A 16,171-nucleotide genomic window follows, 5' to 3' on the forward strand; every position below is an offset into this window, starting at 1 on the left:
GCTGGTGGGGAGCGACATCGCGGACCGGGAGGCCTCCATGCTCGATCTCCAGCGCCTGCGGGCCCTGCACGCCGTCTCGGTGCACGGCACGGTCGGCGCCGCCGCGGCCGCGCTCGGCTACACCCCCTCCGCCGTGTCCCAGCAGATCGCGAAGCTGGAGCGGGAGACCAGGACCGTCCTGCTGGAGCGGCGCGGACGCGGTGTCCGGCTGACCGAGCAGGCCGAACAACTCGCTGCGACGGCGCAGGAGTTGCTGGCGATCGTGGAGCGCGCGGAGACCGAGCTGGAGGAGCGCCGGGGGATGCCGGCGGGGCGGCTGACGGTGGCCGCGTTCGCCTCCGCGGCCCGCGGTCTGCTGCCCGCGGTGCTGGCCGACCTGGCCGCCCGGCACCCCGCCCTGGACACCCGGCTGACGGAGGTCGACCCGCATCTGTCCGTCGACCTGGTCGCCCGGGGCGCGGTCGACCTGGCCGTCGCGCACGACTGGGACATCTCCCCGCTGCCCGCCCCGCAGGGGACGGAGCAGGCGGTGATCGGCGACGACCTGTGCGATCTGCTCGTGCCCGCCGGGCACCCGTTCGCCGGGCGGGCCTCGGTGCGGCGCGAGGACCTGGCCGGCCAGCGCTGGATCTGCCAGCCGCCCGGGCGGGTCTGCCACGACTGGCTGGTGCGCACGCTGCGCGCGGCGGGCAGCGAGCCGGACATCGTCCACCAGGCGGAGGAGAACCCGACCCTCATCGCCCTCGTCGCCGCCGGACTCGGTGTCGCCCTCATCCCGCGCCTCGGCCGCGGCCCCCTGCCCGACGGGGTGGTGGAGGTGCCGCTCGACCCGCTGCCGGTCCGGCGCCTGTACGCGCTGTGGCGCGCCGGAGCGGCACGCCGCCCGGCCATCGCCGAGACGGTCCGCACACTCCGGGCCCACTGGCCCGCCGTGGCGAACCGCGCCTGACCCACCCGCCCATCCGACCGCACCACCACCCACGCCCGACGGCCGGTCCGCACCACCTCTCCCCCCCGGCAGGCGGCCCGGCCGAACCCGCCATGCCCGCCCGGCAGTCCATCCGCACCACCTCCCCCACCCGACCGTGCGCCCTCACCGGCGCGTCCCGCTTCGAGTGCGGCGACGGCGGCCCTTTCGCGGATACTGTGCACACCCTTGACTGGAAGAAACTTCCCGGATAATCGTGACCCCTTGGAAGTTTCCTTCACGAGGGAAGGAGCGCTTGTGCGCGACTCCAGCACGGGAAGCACCGCAAGACCGTCCGGGCCGGCCGGGCATGACAGACCGTCACGGCCGTCCCGGCGTACGGTTCTCGCCGCCACGGCGGGCGTCACCGCCGCGCTGGCCGCCGGCACCCGCGCCCAGGCGGCACCAGCCCGCCCGGGCGACGACAAGGCCCTGCGCGCCCTGATCTCCCGTATGACACTGGAGGAGAAGGTCGGCCAGCTCTTCGTCATGCGGGTGTACGGCCATTCGGCCACCGCGCCCGACCAGGCCGACATCGACGCCAACCTCAAGGAGATCGGCGTCCGCACGGCCGCCGAGCTGATCGCCAAGTACCGCGTCGGCGGCATCATCTACTTCGCCTGGGCGCACAACACCCGTGACCCGCACCAGATCGCCGAACTGTCGAACGGGATCCAGCGCGCCTCGCTGGAACTGCCGCGCGGGCTGCCGCTGTTGATCTCCACGGACCAGGAACACGGGATAGTGGCCCGGGTGGGCAAACCCGCGACCCTGTTCCCGGGCGCCATGGCGCTGGGCGCGGGCGGCTCGCGGTCCGACGCCCGGACGGTGGGCCGCATCAGCGGTGCCGAGCTGCGCGCGATCGGCATCAACCAGGACTACTCCCCCGACGCCGACGTGAACGTCAACCCGGCCAATCCGGTGATCGGCGTACGCTCCTTCGGGGCCGACCCGGACGCGGTGGCGGGCCTGGTGGCGGCCGAGGTGAAGGGGTACCAGGGCTCGGGGGTCGCGGCCACGGCCAAGCACTTCCCCGGCCACGGCGACACCGCCGTGGACAGCCACTTCGGCTTCCCGGTCATCACCCACAGCCGCGAACTGTGGTCGGAGCTCGACGCGGTGCCCTTCCGGGCGGCGATCCGCGCGGGCATCGACTCGATCATGACCGCGCACATCATGGTCCCGGCCCTCGACCCGGCCGGTGACCCGGCCACCCTCTCCCACCCGATCCTCACCGGCATCCTGCGCGGCGAACTGGGCTACGACGGCGTCGTGGTGACGGACTCGCTGGGGATGGAGGGCGTGCGCACGAAGTACGGCGACGACCGTGTCCCCGTCCTCGCGCTCAAGGCCGGCGTCGACCAGCTCCTCAACCCGCCCGACCTGAACGTCGCGTGGAACGCGGTGCTGAACGCCGTACGCGGCGGTGAGCTGACCGAGGCCCGGCTCGACGAGTCGATCCTGCGCATCCTGCGGCTCAAGGCGAAGCACGGAGTCCTGAGGGACCCGTACGTCCGTGACGCGGCCGTGGACCGGGTGGTCGGCATCCCCGAGCACCTGAGAGCGGCCGACAGGATCGCCGAGCGCACCACCACCCTGCTGGTCAACGAGGAGGGGCTGCTCCCGCTGTCCCGGCGGCGCACCCCGAGGGTCCTGGTGGTGGGCGCCGATCCGGCCTCGCCGTCGCTGTCCGACGGGCCGCCCACCACCGTCATGGCGGCCGCGCTGACCGCACTGGGCTTCACGGCGACGGCCCTGTCCACGGGCACGGCGCCCTCGGCGGCCACGATCACCAAGGCCGTCACGGCGGCGGCCGACGCGGACGCGGTGGTCGCCCTGACGTACAACCTGACGGCGACCGGGTCCCAGAAGACCCTGGTCGACCGTCTGGTCGCCACGGGTGTGCCGGTGACCGCCGTCGCCATCCGCAACCCGTACGACATCGCCCAGATCCCCGGCGTCGGCGCCTTCCTGGCCTCGTACTCCTGGACCGACGTCGAGGTGCGCGCGGCCGCCCGGGTGATCGCCGGCCGGGTGGACCCGCGCGGCAGCCTGCCGGTGCCGGTGCAGCGGGCGGACGACCCGGCGCAGGTGCTGTACCCGATCGGGTACGGGCTGAGGTACTAGCGGTACACGCCCGCGCCCGCCCGTGCGAACACGGGCGGGCGCGGGCGCGCTCCGGTTCACGGGCGCAGGGTCATGTCCCGTTCGGTGTCGCGGGTGTCCAGCTTCGCGTCGAACCTCGCGAGCGGCCGGGCCGCCGAGGGGTCCGCCTCGACCGCCGCGGGGGCGACGCCCGCCCAGTCGAGGATGCGGGCGGTGGCCAGCGCCTTCTCGTCCGCGGTGAGCCCCGCGACGTTGGCGCCGTGGTTCAGGCCCGGAGCCGTGAAGACGTAGGAGTCGCGGGCCCCGGAACCGAGACGGAACCGCTCGGCTCCCCAGGGGTCGTTCTGGCCGTAGACGAACAGCATGTGCCGCGCGTTGTGGCGGACCCAGCCGTCCACGTCACGCATCGCCGACGGCTGGAACTTCATCGGGATGGACCGCGGCACGAAGGTGCGCGGGGCCTGGTAGCCGTAACGGACGTACTTCTTCTCGATGTACGGGAAGTGGATGGTGGGCGCGCCCAGTTGGGTGCCCGCCTGGTAGTAGTACGGGGTGTACGGCTCCAGCCCCCGGTCGGTGTAGAACGAGAACCCGGAGATGGTGTCGACGGAGTTCCAGATGTCGTCGTCGCTCGCGTGCGCGGCGTCCGCGGGGATCGTCTCGCAGTCCTTCAGCAGGCTGTACTGCCAAAAGCCCCACACGTAGTCGAGCACGACCGCCTCGTACGCCTTGTCCAGGCTGCCGACCGTGGTGAAGGTGTAGCCGTTGTCGGCGGCGTACTGGGCGTACTTCTTCTCCAGCGGCTCGCGGCGCACCAGGGCCTCGCGCTGCACGGCGTTCAGCCGGTCGCGGCACTCCTTGGTGCCGACCTGACGGAAGAAGCGGTCGTACGCCGAGTCCTCGTCGTTCACGACGTCGTTGGGCGCGACGTAGGCGACGACGCCGTCCATGTCGCGCGGGTAGAAGCGCTCGTAGTACGTGGCGGTCATGCCGCCCTTCGAACCGCCGGTGGATATCCACTTCTTGTCGTAGACGGGCTTGAGCGCCTGGAAGATGCGGTGCTGGTCGCTGGCCGCCTGCCAGATGTCGAGCTTGGACCAGTCGGCCGGTTCGGGACGGGACGGCGTGAAGTAGCGGTACTCCATGGAGACCTGGTTGCCGTCCACGATCTGGGTCGGCTCGCGCCGGCTCGGCGTGGTCGAGACGTTGTAGCCGCCGGTGTAGAAGACCGTCGGGCGCGAGGTGTCCTTGTGCAGCACGGTGATGCGCTGCTGGAACGTGCCCTTGGACGGGTGCCGGTGGTCGATGGGCTGGGTGTAGTTCAGGACGAAGTACCGGTAGCCGGCGTACGGCTTCTCCTGGACGAGGCTCATGCCCGGGATCGCGAGCAGCCGTTCCAGGATGTCCTTGTTCTCGTCGGCCGTGCTGGTTGCTCCTGTGGTGCCGTGGGCCTCGGCCGGAACGGCGGTGGCCGTCCCCGCCGTGCTCAGCGTGCCGATGAGCACCGTGAGCGCGAGCAGCCCTCTGAGCGCGTTGCGCATGCACCCTCCCCTGGGATTACGCGGTTGTCCGCCGGAACCTAACGGAGCAACTCCCGTGACACCAGGGGGTCTTGGGTCATACGTGATTCAGCACAGGATCCATCCGGAGCTCACCGACCCCGAGCCGACCGAACCCTTGATCCGGACGCAGCGATGACCCGCGTACAGGGTCACCGGGCCCGCGTGATGCGCGAAGTGCCCGGAGTCCACCACGGGCCTGCCGCCGCGCGCCTGGACGCTGACGGACATCCGCTTGCGCGCGCCCCGCGCCTCGGGGAAGGTCACGGCGCAGACATAGCCGCTGCGCTTGTACACCTGCACGGAACCGGTCGTGAAGGGCAGGGTGCGGACCTTGCGGCCCGAGCAGGAGGAGGCGGCCTGGGCGCTTCCCGCGCTCATGAAGGCGAGCAGTCCGCCCGCGGTCAGTACGGCCAGGCCGAGCGCCAGCCTTCGCCGTATCGCACCACTGTCCACTGTCGTCCCTCCCGCAGCAATCAGCGTACTGGTGTACGGACGCAGGACGTACGGCGGATGGTTGCGTACCGCTACGGCCCGCCGTCCGCTCGTCTCGCCCTTGCGAGCTTTTTGCCTTTTTTGAGGACAACCGTGCCTGTTTCTCCCGGGTCCAACTCACGGGTCCGCTTCACGGGCCCGAACTCACCAGGGAACGAAGGCGGTTCACCATGTCCGGCACCAACTCCCCCCTCACCACCGGCCGCGCGGTCCTCGCCGCGGCCCTCCTGATCGCCGCCGGCGCCTCGGTGCCGGCCGTCGCGAGTTCCACCGCGGCACCGCCCGCCCGCAGCGGGAGCAACGGCCCCGCCTACGAGCGCGTGGCCGACTTCTACGGCGCCTACATCGACGCCGTGACCGACGGGGACTCCGGCACCCTGAGCACCCGGCTGCGGTCCTTCTACCTGACCCCGGCACTGCGCACCCAGCTCGCAGGCTGGGAGCACCGCCAGCACGCGGACGGGGTGCTGCGCGCCCAGGACGTGCCGCGCGCCTGGAAGGTGACGGCGGGCGACAGCGGCGCCGGGCACACCTGGTCGACGGTCCGGCTCACCTGGGGCTCCTCCGCCCACCCGGCCTACACCTATCTGACGGTGCAGTCGGATCTGGCGACGAAGAAGATCTCCGGGATCAAGCCGAGGAGCTGACCGGCTCCTCGGGCTCGGGGGCGCCCACGAAGGTCCGCCACAGGGCCGCGTAGCGGCCGTCCAGGCGGAGCAGTTCCTCGTGGGTGCCGTCCTCGGCGACCCGGCCGTGGTCCATCACGACGACCCGGTCGGCACGGGCGGCCGTCGTCAGCCGGTGGGCGACCACCAGCGTCGTACGGCGGCCCGCCAGCCGGTCGGTGGCCTGGTTGACCTGGGCCTCGGTCGCCAGGTCGAGCGCCGCCGTCGCCTCGTCGAGCAGCAGCACGTCCGGGTCGACCAGTTCGGCGCGGGCCAGCGCGATGAGCTGACGCTGTCCGGCGGAGAGGTTGCGGCCGCGCTCGGCGACCTCGTGGAGGTAGCCGCCGTCCAGGGTGGCGATCATGTCGTGCGCCCCGACCGCGCGGGCGGCGGCCTCCACCTCGGCGTCGCCGGCGCCGGGACGGCCGTAGGCGATGGCGTCGCGGACGGTCCCCTGGAAGAGGTAGGCCTCCTGGGGGACGACTCCGAGCCGGTGCCGGTAGGAGGTGATGTCCAGGTCGCGCAGATCCATGCCGTCGACCGTCACGCGCCCGGACGTGGGGTCGTAGAACCGGGCGACCAGCTTCACGAGCGTCGACTTGCCCGCGCCGGTCTCGCCGACGAAGGCGACGGTCTGCCCGGCGGGGACGCGCAGGGACACCGCGCTGAGCGCCTCCTCGGCGCCGTCCGCGCCGCCGTAGGCGAAGCCGACGTCCTCGAACGCGATCTCGCCCCGCAGCGAGGGCACGTCCAGCGGCGCGTCGGCGGACTTCGTCGAGGCCGGCTCCCGGAGCAGTTCCTGGATGCGGCCGAGCGAGACGGTGGCCTGCTGGTACCCGTCGAAGACCTGCGAGAGCTGCTGCACGGGCGCGAAGAACAGGTCGATGTAGAGGAGGTAGGCGACCAGCGCGCCGGTGGTGAGCGTGCCGGACCCGATCCGGTGGGCGCCCACGATCAGCACGGCCGCCGCGGCCCCCGAGGCCAGGAGCTGGACGAAGGGGAAGTAGACGGAGATCAGCAACTGGCCGCGGATGCGCGCCCTGCGGTAGCTGTCGCTGCCCTCGGCGAACCGCCGTCCGCTCGCGTCCTCGCGCCGGAACGCCTGGAGGATCCGCAGCCCGGACACCGACTCCTGGAGATCGGCGTTGACGACGGAGACCCGCTCGCGGGCCAGTTCGTACGCCTTCACGCTCGCCCGGCGGAAGAAGAACGTGGCGACGGCCAGCGGCGGCAGGGTCACGAAGACGACCAGCGCCAGCTGCACGTCGATCACGAGCAGGGCGCCCATGATGCCGAAGAACGTGACGACGGAGACGAACGCGGTGACGAGACCGGTCTGCAGGAACGTGGACAGGGCGTCGACGTCGGTCGTCATCCGGGTCATGATCCGGCCGGTGAGCTCACGCTCGTAGTAGTCGAGTCCGAGGCGCTGGAGCTGCGCGAAGATCTTCAGGCGCAGCGCGTACAGGACCCGCTCGCCGGTGCGGCCGGTCATCCGGGTCTCGCCGATCTGCGCGGTCCACTGCACGAGCACGGTGACCAGCGCGAGGGCGGCGGCCGCCCACACGGCGCCGAGCGCGAGCCGGGTGACGCCCTGGTCGATGCCGTGCCGGATCAGGACGGGCAGCAGCAGCGTCATGACCGCGTCGACGGCGACCAGCGCGAGGCTGACGAGCAGCGGGGCGCCGAAGCCGCGCAGCAGCCGGCGCAGTCCGTAGGAGTCCTCGGGTGTGACGGCGCGCCTCTCGTCGACGTCGGGCACATCGGTGGCGGGCGGCAGCGCCTCGACCTGGGCGAGCAGTCCGGGGGTGGCGGGCATGCCGTCGAGCGCGTTGTCGCGGGGCTCGCGGTCGCCGGTCCACAGGTGCGGTGTCACTCCGCGCTCGGCGTCGAACTCCGCGTCCAGTTCCGCACGCACGGAGGTGTCCTCGCGCGGCGCGGCCGGCAGGGCGTGTCCCGGGGAGACGCCGCCCAGCTCGTCCGGGTCGGTGAGCAGCCGCCGGTAGAGCGCCGAGCGCGCCTGGAGCTCGTCGTGGGTGCCGATGTCGGCGAGCCGGCCGCCGTCCAGGACGGCGATGCGGTCGGCGAGGTTGAGGGTGGAGCGGCGGTGGGCGATGAGCAGGGTCGTACGGCCCCGCATGACCTGCCCCAGCGCCTCGTGGATCTCGTGCTCGACCCGGGCGTCCACGGCGGAGGTGGCGTCGTCGAGGACGAGCAGCCGCGGGTCGGTGAGGATGGCGCGGGCGAGCGCGACGCGCTGGCGCTGGCCCCCGGAGAGGGTGAGGCCGTGCTCGCCGACCTTGGTGTCGTAGCCACCGGGCAGCTCGGCGATGAAGCGGTGCGCCTGGGCGGCGCGGGCGGCGGTCTCTATCTCTTCCTGGGTGGCGTCGGGACGGCCGTAGGCGATGTTGGCGCGCACGGTGTCGGAGAAGAGAAAGGAGTCCTCGGGGACGAGCCCGATCGCGGCGCGCAGCGACTCGGTGGTCAGCTCGCGGACGTCGTGCCCGCCGATGAGGACGGCGCCGTGCGTCACGTCGTAGAAGCGGGGCATCAGCAGCGAGACGGTCGACTTGCCCGAGCCGGAGGAGCCGACGACGGCGAGGGTCTCGCCGGGCCGGATCTCGAAGCTCAGCCCGTCCAGGACGGGGCGGTCCTCGCTGTATCCGAAGGACACGTCGTCGAACTCGACGGTGGCGGGGGCGTCCGCCGGGAGGGTCTTGGTGCCGTCCTTGATCGACGGCCGGGTGTCGATGAGCTCCAGCACCCGCTCGGCGCCGGCCCGGGCCTGCTGGCCGACGGTCAGCACGACGGCCAGCATCCGCACCGGTCCGACGAGCTGCGCGAGGTACGTGGAGAACGCCACGAAGGTGCCGAGCGTGATCTGGCCCCGGACGGCCAGCCAGCCGCCGAGCGCGAGCATCGCGACCTGGCCGAGGGCGGGCACGGCCTGGAGGGCCGGGGTGTACTTGGCGTTGAGGCGGATGGTCCGCAGCCGGCCCGCGAAGAGCCGCCGCCCGACCTCGCGCAGCTTGCCGGTCTCCTGCTCCTCCTGGCCGAAGCCCTTCACCACGCGGACGCCGCTGACCGCGCCGTCGACGACGCCCGCCACGGCGGCGGCCTGCGCCTGCGCGTACCAGGTGGCGGGATGCAGCCGGGAGCGGCTGCGCTTGGCGACGAACCAGAGGGCCGGGGCGACGGCCAGCGCGACCAGGGTGAGCGGCAGGGAGAGCGCGGCCATGATCCCGAGGGAGATCAGGAAGAGCAGGACGTTCCCGATGGTCATCGGGAGCATGAACAGCAGGCCCTGGATGAGCTGGAGGTCGCTGGTCGCGCGGCCCACGACCTGCCCGGTGGACAGCTCGTCCTGGCGCCGCCCGTCCAGCCGGGTGATCGTCTCGTACATGTCGGTACGGAGATCGTGCTGGACGTCGAGAGCGAGGCGGCCGCCGTAGTAGCGCCGGACGAAGGTGAGGGCGTAGACGAGGACGGCGGCGCCGACCAGCGCACCCGCCCAGGGGGCCATGCCCCGGCTGTGGTCGCCGATGACGTCGTCGATGATCACCTTGGTGATCAGCGGGACCACCGCCATCAGGGCCATGCCCGCCAGTGAGGAGCCGAGCGCGAGCACCACGTCCTTCGGGTACCGCCAGGCATACCCGGCGAGCCGCCGCGCCCATCCCCGTTCCGTCGCCACTCCGGCACCTTCCGTAGATCTCACTCCGCCGGAAGGCACCAACACCGGACGAAGCGGATTTCATCCCTCCGCAACAATCGTCCGCCCGCCGGGCGGGAAGCCGGGCGGGCGGACGAGGGGAACGCGGGTGGCACGACGGACGCGGCGACGACCGCCCCCGAGGGGTTACGGCCAGGTCAGCCGGCCGGGACGGCCGGGAAGGCCTCCGTCGGCTGCGAGGTCGGCGTGAACCGCTGGGGTGCGACGGTGGTCGGGACGAGGTCCTTGTGGATGACCTTGGCGACGGCCTGGATGGTGGCGACGCCGTAGTCCATGGTGCTGTTGCCGACGGTGAGCACCGACATCATGTAGTCGCGGCCGCCGCCGTTGAAGGTGCCCAGGCTGTGCACCCGCCAGGCGCCCGTGGAACGCGAGAGCCAGCCGTTCTTGACGTGCACGGTGACCGTCGAAGGCGCCCCGGCCGGTGTCCCCCAGCGCTGCGAGGAGACGACCTTGTTCATGAGCTTCAGGATGTAGGCGCGCGAGTTGTCGCTCAGCACCGTGTTCTTCGCCGTGACGAGCTTGAGCAGCTTCTGCTCGTCGGTGACGTTGATCTGGGTCAGACCCCAGTAGCCGCCGGTGCCCGGCGTGGTCTTCGTCATCCCGGCCGCGGTCAGGAAGCCCTTGATCTTCGTCAGTCCGAGCTGGTTCCACAGCTTGGTGGTCGAGGCGTTGTCCGACTGGGTGATCATCTTGGTGGCGAGCGAGGTCTCGGTGCTCGTCAGATAGCGGTTGTGCTTCTTCGCGTCCCACAGCAGCGCGGCGAGGACGGTGACCTTCACCGTGCTGGCCGAGTCGAACGAGGTCGTGGCGCGGAGCGTGCAGGTGGTGTTCGTCGAGCGGTCGTACAGACCGACCGCGACCGTGCCCCGGCGGTTCGCGAGCGCCGCGGTGATGTCCGTCTGCAGCTTGGCGGCCAGACCGGCCTTGCCCGACGTACAGATGACCGTCGTCGCGGCGGCGGCCGGGGTCGCGCCGACCGCGATCGGCACGATCACCGCGGCACCGAGGCTCGCTGCGAGCACACGGGCGCCCCGGGATATCCGGTGAGTCATGGAGGTTTCCCATCCCCTTGAGCGATACGAACGCGCCAAGGGCGCGCTCGCATCGAAGACTCACGGGACCACCCGATAGTTGTACAGATGTTCCGGGCACGGCAGTTCGGAACCGAAGGGCCGGACGCCCGAGGGGCTGTACGCCCGAAGGGGCGAAGGGTCGGGGGGCGAAGGCCGGACGCCCGGACATCTCGGACGGATCAGAAAGACAGGCACCGCGCGGGGGGGGGCGGGAGCCGTCTCTCCGGACCGGGCGGGCCGGCGGGGCGTCCTGGCGCGTCGGCCCGGCAACCCCCGACCGATTCGGCCGGAGGCCGCCCGGTCCGTCATGTCCCGTGAAGAAAGGCCGAGTTGTTGAATCCCGACACAGAACCAACACCTCCCCTTAACCCGCCACACCGCATGCTCATGTCACCCTCCGGGTTATCCGCTCCATTCAACCCGCGTAGATCGGACACCCCACGATGCCCGCCACGCAGATAAGCCGCTGGAGAACCCTGGCGGTGGCCACCTCCGCGGTCCTGGTCGGAATCACCCTTCCGACGATGACCGCGACCCCCGCGAGCGCCACCACCACCGCGTACGACAGCACGTACTACAAGAACGCGGTCGGCAAGACCGGCACGAGCCTGAAGTCCTCGCTGCACACCATCATCAGCAGCCAGACCAAGATCTCGTACTCCGCGGTCTGGAACGCGCTGATGGCCACCGACCAGGATCCGAACAACAGCAACAACGTGATCCTGCTGTACAGCGGCGTGTCGCGCGCCAAGTCCCTCAACGGCGGCGACGTCGGCGACTGGAACCGCGAACACACCTGGGCCAAGTCGCACGGCAACTTCGGCGAGGTGACCGGCCCCGGCACGGACCTGCACCACCTGCGTCCCGCGGACGTCCAGGTCAACAGCATCCGGGGCAACCTGGACTTCGACAACGGCGGCAGCACGGTCACCAACGGCGGCGGCAGCCTCGTCGACTCCGACTCCTTCCAGCCGCGCGCCGCGGACCGGGGCGACGTGGCCCGCATGATCCTCTACATGGCGGTGCGTTACGAGGGCGACGACGGCTTCGCGAACCTGGAGCCCAACGAGCAGGTGAACAACGGGAGCAACCCCTACATGGGCAAGCTCTCCGTCCTCAAGGCGTGGAACGAGGCGGACCCGCCCAGCGCCTTCGAGGAGCGGCGCAACCAGGTCATCTACGACACCTACCAGCACAACCGCAACCCGTTCATCGACCACCCGGAGTGGGTCGAGGCGATCTGGTAGACGGGCGGACCCGTGAGCCCCGGCACCCCTTCCGCTTCCGCGCGGGAGAGGTACCGGGGTGGCGCTCGCCCCCGGCCGGGGCGGTCCCTCAGTCCAGGTGGGTCGGTGCGAACATCCGCAGCAGCGCCGGCAGGACGACCACCGAAGGGCCGGGCGCGGCCAGGGCCTTGGCCAGGTCCTCCTCCAGCGTTTCGGGGGCCGTCAGGACACCCGGGACGCCGAAGGACTCGGCGAGCGCCACGTAGTCCGGGCGGGACAGCTCCGTCGCCGTGGCCTGGCCGAAGGCGTCGGTCATGTACTCGCGCAGGATGCCGTAGCCGCCGTCGTCGACGATCAGCCAGGTGACGTTCAGGCCGTACTGCCTGGCCGCGGCGAGCTCGGCGATCGAATAGAGCGCGCCGCCGTCGCCGGACACCGCGAGGACCGGGCGGGAGGGATCGGCCGCCGCCGCGCCGAGGGCCGCCGGGAAGCCGTAGCCGAGACCGCCCGCGCCCTGCGCGGAGTGCATGGTGTTGCTCCCGCGCGGGTCGAAGGCCGACCACGCCCAGTACGCCAGGATCGTCATGTCCCAGAAGGACGGCGCGCCGGCCGGCAGGGCCCGGCGGACGGCCGCCAGCACGTCCTGTTCCAGGGTGAGTTCCTGGGCGGCGATGCGCTGTGCCACCCGGGCGAGGACCGTGCTCACGCGCTCCGCCGCCGACGGGTCGGGACGCTCCTCCACGGTCTCCAGCAGCGCGGACAGCGCGAGGCGCGCGTCCGCGTGGATGCCGATCGCCGGGTGGTTGGACTCCAGCTTGCCGAGGTCGGCCTCGATCTGGATCACCCGGCCGCGGGGCTTGAACGTGTGGTAGTTCGAGGACAGTTCACCGAGGCCGGAGCCGACGACGAGCAGGACGTCCGCGTCCTCCAGGAAGTCCGTGGTGTGCCGGTCCTCCAGCCAGGACTGGAGCGAGAGCGGATGGGTCCAGGGGAAGGCGCCCTTGCCGCCGAAGGTGGTGACGACCGGCGCGTTCAGCTTCTCCGCGAGCGCCTTCAGCTTGCCGGACGCGTCGGACCGTACGACGCCGCCACCCGCGATGATCGCGGGGCGGGCCGCCGAGGACAGCAAGTGGGCCGCCAGCGCGGTCAGTTCGGGGCGCGGGACGACGTCCTCCGGGGTCGCGTCCATCGCCGTGACCTGCGGCAGGCGGGTCTCGGCGAGCAGCACGTCCTGCGGGATCTCCACCCAGACCGGCCCGTGCGGGGCGGTCAGCGCGGATTCCCAGGCCGCCGCGATGGCGGAGGGGATCTGCGACTGGGTGCGGACCGTGTGGACGGACTTGACGACCCCCCTGAACGACGCCTGCTGGTCGGGGAGTTCGTGCAGGTAGCCGTGGCGGCCGCCACCGAGGCCGGCGGTCGGGATCTGGCTGCTGATCGCGAGGACGGGCGCCGAGGCGGCGCGCGCCTCCTGGAGCGCGGCGAGCGAGGTCAGCGCCCCGGGGCCGGTGGAGAGCAGCAGCGGCGCGGCCTCGCCGGTGATGCGGCCGTAGGCGTCCGCCGCGAATCCGGCGTTGTTCTCGACGCGCAGGCCGATGTAGCGGAGCGAGGAGCGGCGCAGCGCGTCGAACATGCCGAGCGCGTGCTGGCCCGGCAGTCCGAAGACGGTCGTCGCGCCGAGACCGGAGAGGGTCTCCACGACCAGGTCTCCGCCGTTGCGGCCGGGGGGCGGGTTGAGCGCGGCCTCCGTCTGAGCCGCCGTCGGGCGGAGAACCAGGTCGTGGTCGTGGGTCACTTGCTTCGGGCCTCCGCGATCTGGCGGGACATGATGGTGGTCAGTTCGTACGCGGTGTGGGACGCCGCCACCGCGGTGATCTCGGCGTGGTCGTACGCCGGGGCGACCTCGACGACGTCGGCCGAGACCAGGTTGCAGGACGCGAGGCCGCGCAGGATCTCCAGGAGCTCGCGGGAGGTCATGCCGCCCGCCTCCGGGGTGCCGGTGCCGGGCGCGTGGGCCGGGTCGAGGCAGTCGATGTCGATGGAGATGTACAGCGGGCGGTTCCCGATGCGCTGGCGGAGCTGGTCGGCGACCTCGTCGGCACCGCGGCGGTAGATGTCCGCCGAGGTGACGATGCCGAAGCCCATCTTCTCGTCGTCGGTGAGGTCCTGCTTGCCGTACAGCGGGCCGCGGGTGCCGACGTGGGAGAGGGCGGAGGTGTCGAGGATGCCCTCCTCGACGGCACGGCGGAACGGGGTGCCGTGGGTGTACTCGGCGCCGAAGTAGGTGTCCCAGGTGTCGAGGTGCGCGTCGAAGTGGAGCAGCGCGACCGGGCCGTGCTTCTTGGCGACGGAGCGCAGCAGGGGCAGCGCGATGGTGTGGTCGCCGCCGAGGGTCATCAGGCGGGCGCCGGTGCCGAGCAGCTCGTCGGCGGCGGCCTCCACCGTCTCCACGGCCTCGTTGATGTTGAACGGGTTGGCCGCGATGTCACCGGCGTCCGCGACCTGGGCGAGGGCGAACGGGGAGGCGTCCTGCGCCGGGTTGTAGGGGCGCAGCAGCCGGGACGCCTCGCGGATCGCGTTGCCGCCGAAGCGGGCGCCCGGCCGGTACGAGACGCCGGAGTCGAACGGCACACCGACGACGGCGACGTCGGTGGTGCCGACCTCGTCGAGGCGCGGCAGCCGGGCGAAGGTCGCGGGACCGGCGTACCGCGGGACGCGGGAGGAGTCGACGGGGCCGCGGGGCGTCTCGTTGCTGCTCATGGGGGTTTTCCTTCTTTCCTACGCTTTGTCGCGTATGTACAACTAAGTACAAGTAACACGACTCTACTGGTGAACCGGGACCGGTTCGGACTGGGGTTCGGCGTCACGGCCCGCGAGCCGCTCCCGCCAGGTGGCCAGCACCACGGCGTCGGTCGCCGGTGTGGCGAGCGAGACGATCACGTAGGCGGCCAGGGAGAGGAGCAGCCCGTAGTAGACGGGCTCGTTGGCGAGGATGCCGTACGTGGCCATCAGGCCGATGACCGCGACACCGCCGACGACGACGGAGGCGAGCGCCCCGTGGACCGTGCCGCGCTTCCAGAGCAGACCGCCGAGGATCGGGACCAGCAGACCGCCGACGAGCAGGTTGTACGCGACGGTCAGCGCCTCGACGACGTTGTTGAGCGCGATCGCCGTGCAGATCACGGCGATGCCCATGACCAGGATGAAGGCGCGGTTGCCCTTGACCTCGTCGTGCTCGTCGCCCGCGTCGCGCTGGACGGCGCCGCGCAGCCGCGACCAGATGTCGTTGTTGGCGACGGTGGCGCAGGCGATCAGGGCGCCGGAGGAGGTGGACATCACGGCGGCGAGGGCCGCGGCGAGCACCAGTCCGCGCACGCCGACGGGGAGTTCGTCCTTGACGATGGTCGCGAAGGCGGCGTCGGCGCTGGGCAGCTTCGGGTACATGACCTTGGCGGCGGTGCCGATGACGGCGCCGGCGAGGGCGTACACCAGGCAGTAGGTGCCGGCGACCGTGCCGCCCCACTTGGCGGTGCGGTCGTTGCGCGCGGTGAACACGCGCTGCCAGATGTCCTGCCCGATCAGCATGCCGAAGGTGTAGATCAGCACGTAGGTGAAGATCGTCTCGCCGCCGATGCCCAGCGGGTCGAAGTACTCGGTGGGCAGCTTGGCCTTCATCTCGGAGAAGCCGCCCGCCTTGACCACCGCGATGGGCAGGAGCAGGAGCAGGACGCCGATCGTCTTGACGACGAACTGCACCATGTCGGTGAGCGTGATCGACCACATGCCGCCGAGCGTGGAGTAGGCGACGACGATCGAGCCGCCGAGGATGATCGCGAGCGTCCGGTTCATGTCGAAGAGGACGTCGAAGATCGTGGCGTACGCGATGGTCGAGGTGACCGCGAGCATGAGGGTGTACGCCCACATGACGACACCGGAGATGACTCCGGCCCGGCCGCCGTAGCGCAGGTCGAGCATCTCGGAGACGGTGTAGACCTTGAGGCGCGCGATGCGGGCGGAGAAGAAGACGGACAGGGCCAGCAGGCCGAGGCCGATGGTGAAGACCATCCAGGCGCCGGAGAGGCCGTACTGGTAGCCGAGGCCGACACCGCCGATGGTGGACGCGCCGCCCAGGACGATCGCGGCCATGGTGCCGGAGTACATGACGGGCCCGAGCCGGCGCCCGGCGACGAGGAAGTCGCTCTTGGACTTGGCGCGGCGCATGCCCCACCAGCCCATGGCCAGCATGCCGGCCAGATAGACGACGATCACTGTGTAGTCGACGGCCATGGGTCTCCTCCAGGTGCTCGGTGGCGTGTCGTGCGGGGGTGTGGGGGACGAGCCGGC

General features: G+C 71.5%; 11 protein-coding genes. 4 read left to right on the top strand and 7 right to left on the bottom strand.

What is annotated here, in order from left to right; genetic code table 11:
- The first annotated feature begins 37 nt into the window (after positions 1–37).
- On the top strand, positions 38–949 hold the full coding sequence (locus ACFYYF_RS25410; protein WP_388779952.1) for a LysR family transcriptional regulator: 912 nt from the start codon (positions 38–40) through the stop codon (positions 947–949).
- A gap of 276 nt (positions 950–1,225) precedes the next feature.
- On the top strand, positions 1,226–3,094 hold the full coding sequence (locus ACFYYF_RS25415; protein ID WP_388779511.1) for a glycoside hydrolase family 3 protein: 1,869 nt from the start codon (positions 1,226–1,228) through the stop codon (positions 3,092–3,094).
- Between the two features lie 56 nt (positions 3,095–3,150).
- Here the strand turns inward: ACFYYF_RS25415 and ACFYYF_RS25420 are convergent, their stop codons facing one another.
- Both ACFYYF_RS25420 and ACFYYF_RS25425 read right to left on the bottom strand, forming a co-directional pair.
- Positions 3,151–4,614 (bottom strand): S28 family serine protease, encoded by a 1,464-nt coding sequence (locus tag ACFYYF_RS25420; protein ID WP_388779515.1) that lies wholly within the window; start codon positions 4,612–4,614, stop codon positions 3,151–3,153.
- 87 nt (positions 4,615–4,701) lie between these two features.
- Positions 4,702–5,088, bottom strand: a complete 387-nt coding sequence (locus ACFYYF_RS25425; protein ID WP_388779517.1) for a hypothetical protein — start codon at positions 5,086–5,088, stop codon at positions 4,702–4,704.
- Positions 5,089–5,297: 209 nt separating this feature from the next.
- Between ACFYYF_RS25425 and ACFYYF_RS25430 the strand changes: the two genes are divergently transcribed.
- Positions 5,298–5,774, top strand: a complete 477-nt coding sequence (locus ACFYYF_RS25430; protein ID WP_388779520.1) for a hypothetical protein — start codon at positions 5,298–5,300, stop codon at positions 5,772–5,774.
- Here ACFYYF_RS25430 and ACFYYF_RS25435 read toward each other — a convergent pair.
- Both ACFYYF_RS25435 and ACFYYF_RS25440 read right to left on the bottom strand, forming a co-directional pair.
- A complete protein-coding gene (locus ACFYYF_RS25435) occupies positions 5,758–9,486 on the bottom strand; it encodes an ABC transporter ATP-binding protein (protein WP_388779522.1) in 3,729 nt (1,242 codons plus the stop codon). The two genes, ACFYYF_RS25430 and ACFYYF_RS25435, sit on opposite strands and share 17 nt — an antisense overlap.
- Positions 9,487–9,662: 176 nt before the next feature.
- On the bottom strand, positions 9,663–10,580 hold the full coding sequence (locus ACFYYF_RS25440) for a serine hydrolase (protein ID WP_388779525.1): 918 nt from the start codon (positions 10,578–10,580) through the stop codon (positions 9,663–9,665).
- A gap of 464 nt (positions 10,581–11,044) precedes the next feature.
- On the opposite strand from ACFYYF_RS25440, the gene ACFYYF_RS25445 reads away from it, so the two are divergent.
- Positions 11,045–11,848 carry an endonuclease gene (locus ACFYYF_RS25445; protein ID WP_361683569.1) on the top strand — a complete coding sequence of 268 codons (804 nt, stop codon included), beginning with the start codon at positions 11,045–11,047 and terminating at the stop codon, positions 11,846–11,848.
- An 88-nt stretch (positions 11,849–11,936) separates the two neighbouring features.
- On the opposite strand, the gene ACFYYF_RS25450 is transcribed toward ACFYYF_RS25445, so the two are convergent.
- From ACFYYF_RS25450 to ACFYYF_RS25460, 3 genes are all read right to left on the bottom strand, one after another.
- On the bottom strand, positions 11,937–13,622 hold the full coding sequence (locus ACFYYF_RS25450; RefSeq protein ID WP_388779528.1) for a thiamine pyrophosphate-binding protein: 1,686 nt from the start codon (positions 13,620–13,622) through the stop codon (positions 11,937–11,939).
- Positions 13,619–14,587, bottom strand: coding sequence for an agmatinase (speB, locus tag ACFYYF_RS25455; protein ID WP_388779531.1), 969 nt, complete (start codon positions 14,585–14,587; stop codon positions 13,619–13,621). The genes ACFYYF_RS25450 and speB overlap by 4 nt, the downstream gene beginning before the upstream one ends.
- A 63-nt stretch (positions 14,588–14,650) precedes the next feature.
- Complete coding sequence (locus ACFYYF_RS25460) at positions 14,651–16,114, bottom strand: sodium:solute symporter (protein ID WP_388779534.1); 1,464 nt, start codon at positions 16,112–16,114, stop codon at positions 14,651–14,653.
- Positions 16,115–16,171: the final 57 nt, after the last annotated feature.

The organism is Streptomyces sp. NPDC001914, assembly GCF_042891215.1.
Classification (GTDB): domain Bacteria; phylum Actinomycetota; class Actinomycetes; order Streptomycetales; family Streptomycetaceae; genus Streptomyces.

What these genes read in the sequence shown, in the direction of transcription:
- ACFYYF_RS25410 (WP_388779952.1), top strand. Translation starts at nt 38, where the DNA reads ATGCTCGATCTCCAGCGCCTGCGGGCCCTGCACGCCGTCTCGGTGCAC.
- ACFYYF_RS25420 (WP_388779515.1), bottom strand. Translation starts at nt 4,614, where the DNA reads ATGCGCAACGCGCTCAGAGGGCTGCTCGCGCTCACGGTGCTCATCGGC.
- ACFYYF_RS25430 (WP_388779520.1), top strand. Translation starts at nt 5,298, where the DNA reads ATGTCCGGCACCAACTCCCCCCTCACCACCGGCCGCGCGGTCCTCGCC.
- ACFYYF_RS25440 (WP_388779525.1), bottom strand. Translation starts at nt 10,580, where the DNA reads ATGACTCACCGGATATCCCGGGGCGCCCGTGTGCTCGCAGCGAGCCTC.
- ACFYYF_RS25445 (WP_361683569.1), top strand. Translation starts at nt 11,045, where the DNA reads ATGCCCGCCACGCAGATAAGCCGCTGGAGAACCCTGGCGGTGGCCACC.
- speB (WP_388779531.1), bottom strand. Translation starts at nt 14,587, where the DNA reads ATGAGCAGCAACGAGACGCCCCGCGGCCCCGTCGACTCCTCCCGCGTC.
- ACFYYF_RS25460 (WP_388779534.1), bottom strand. Translation starts at nt 16,114, where the DNA reads ATGGCCGTCGACTACACAGTGATCGTCGTCTATCTGGCCGGCATGCTG.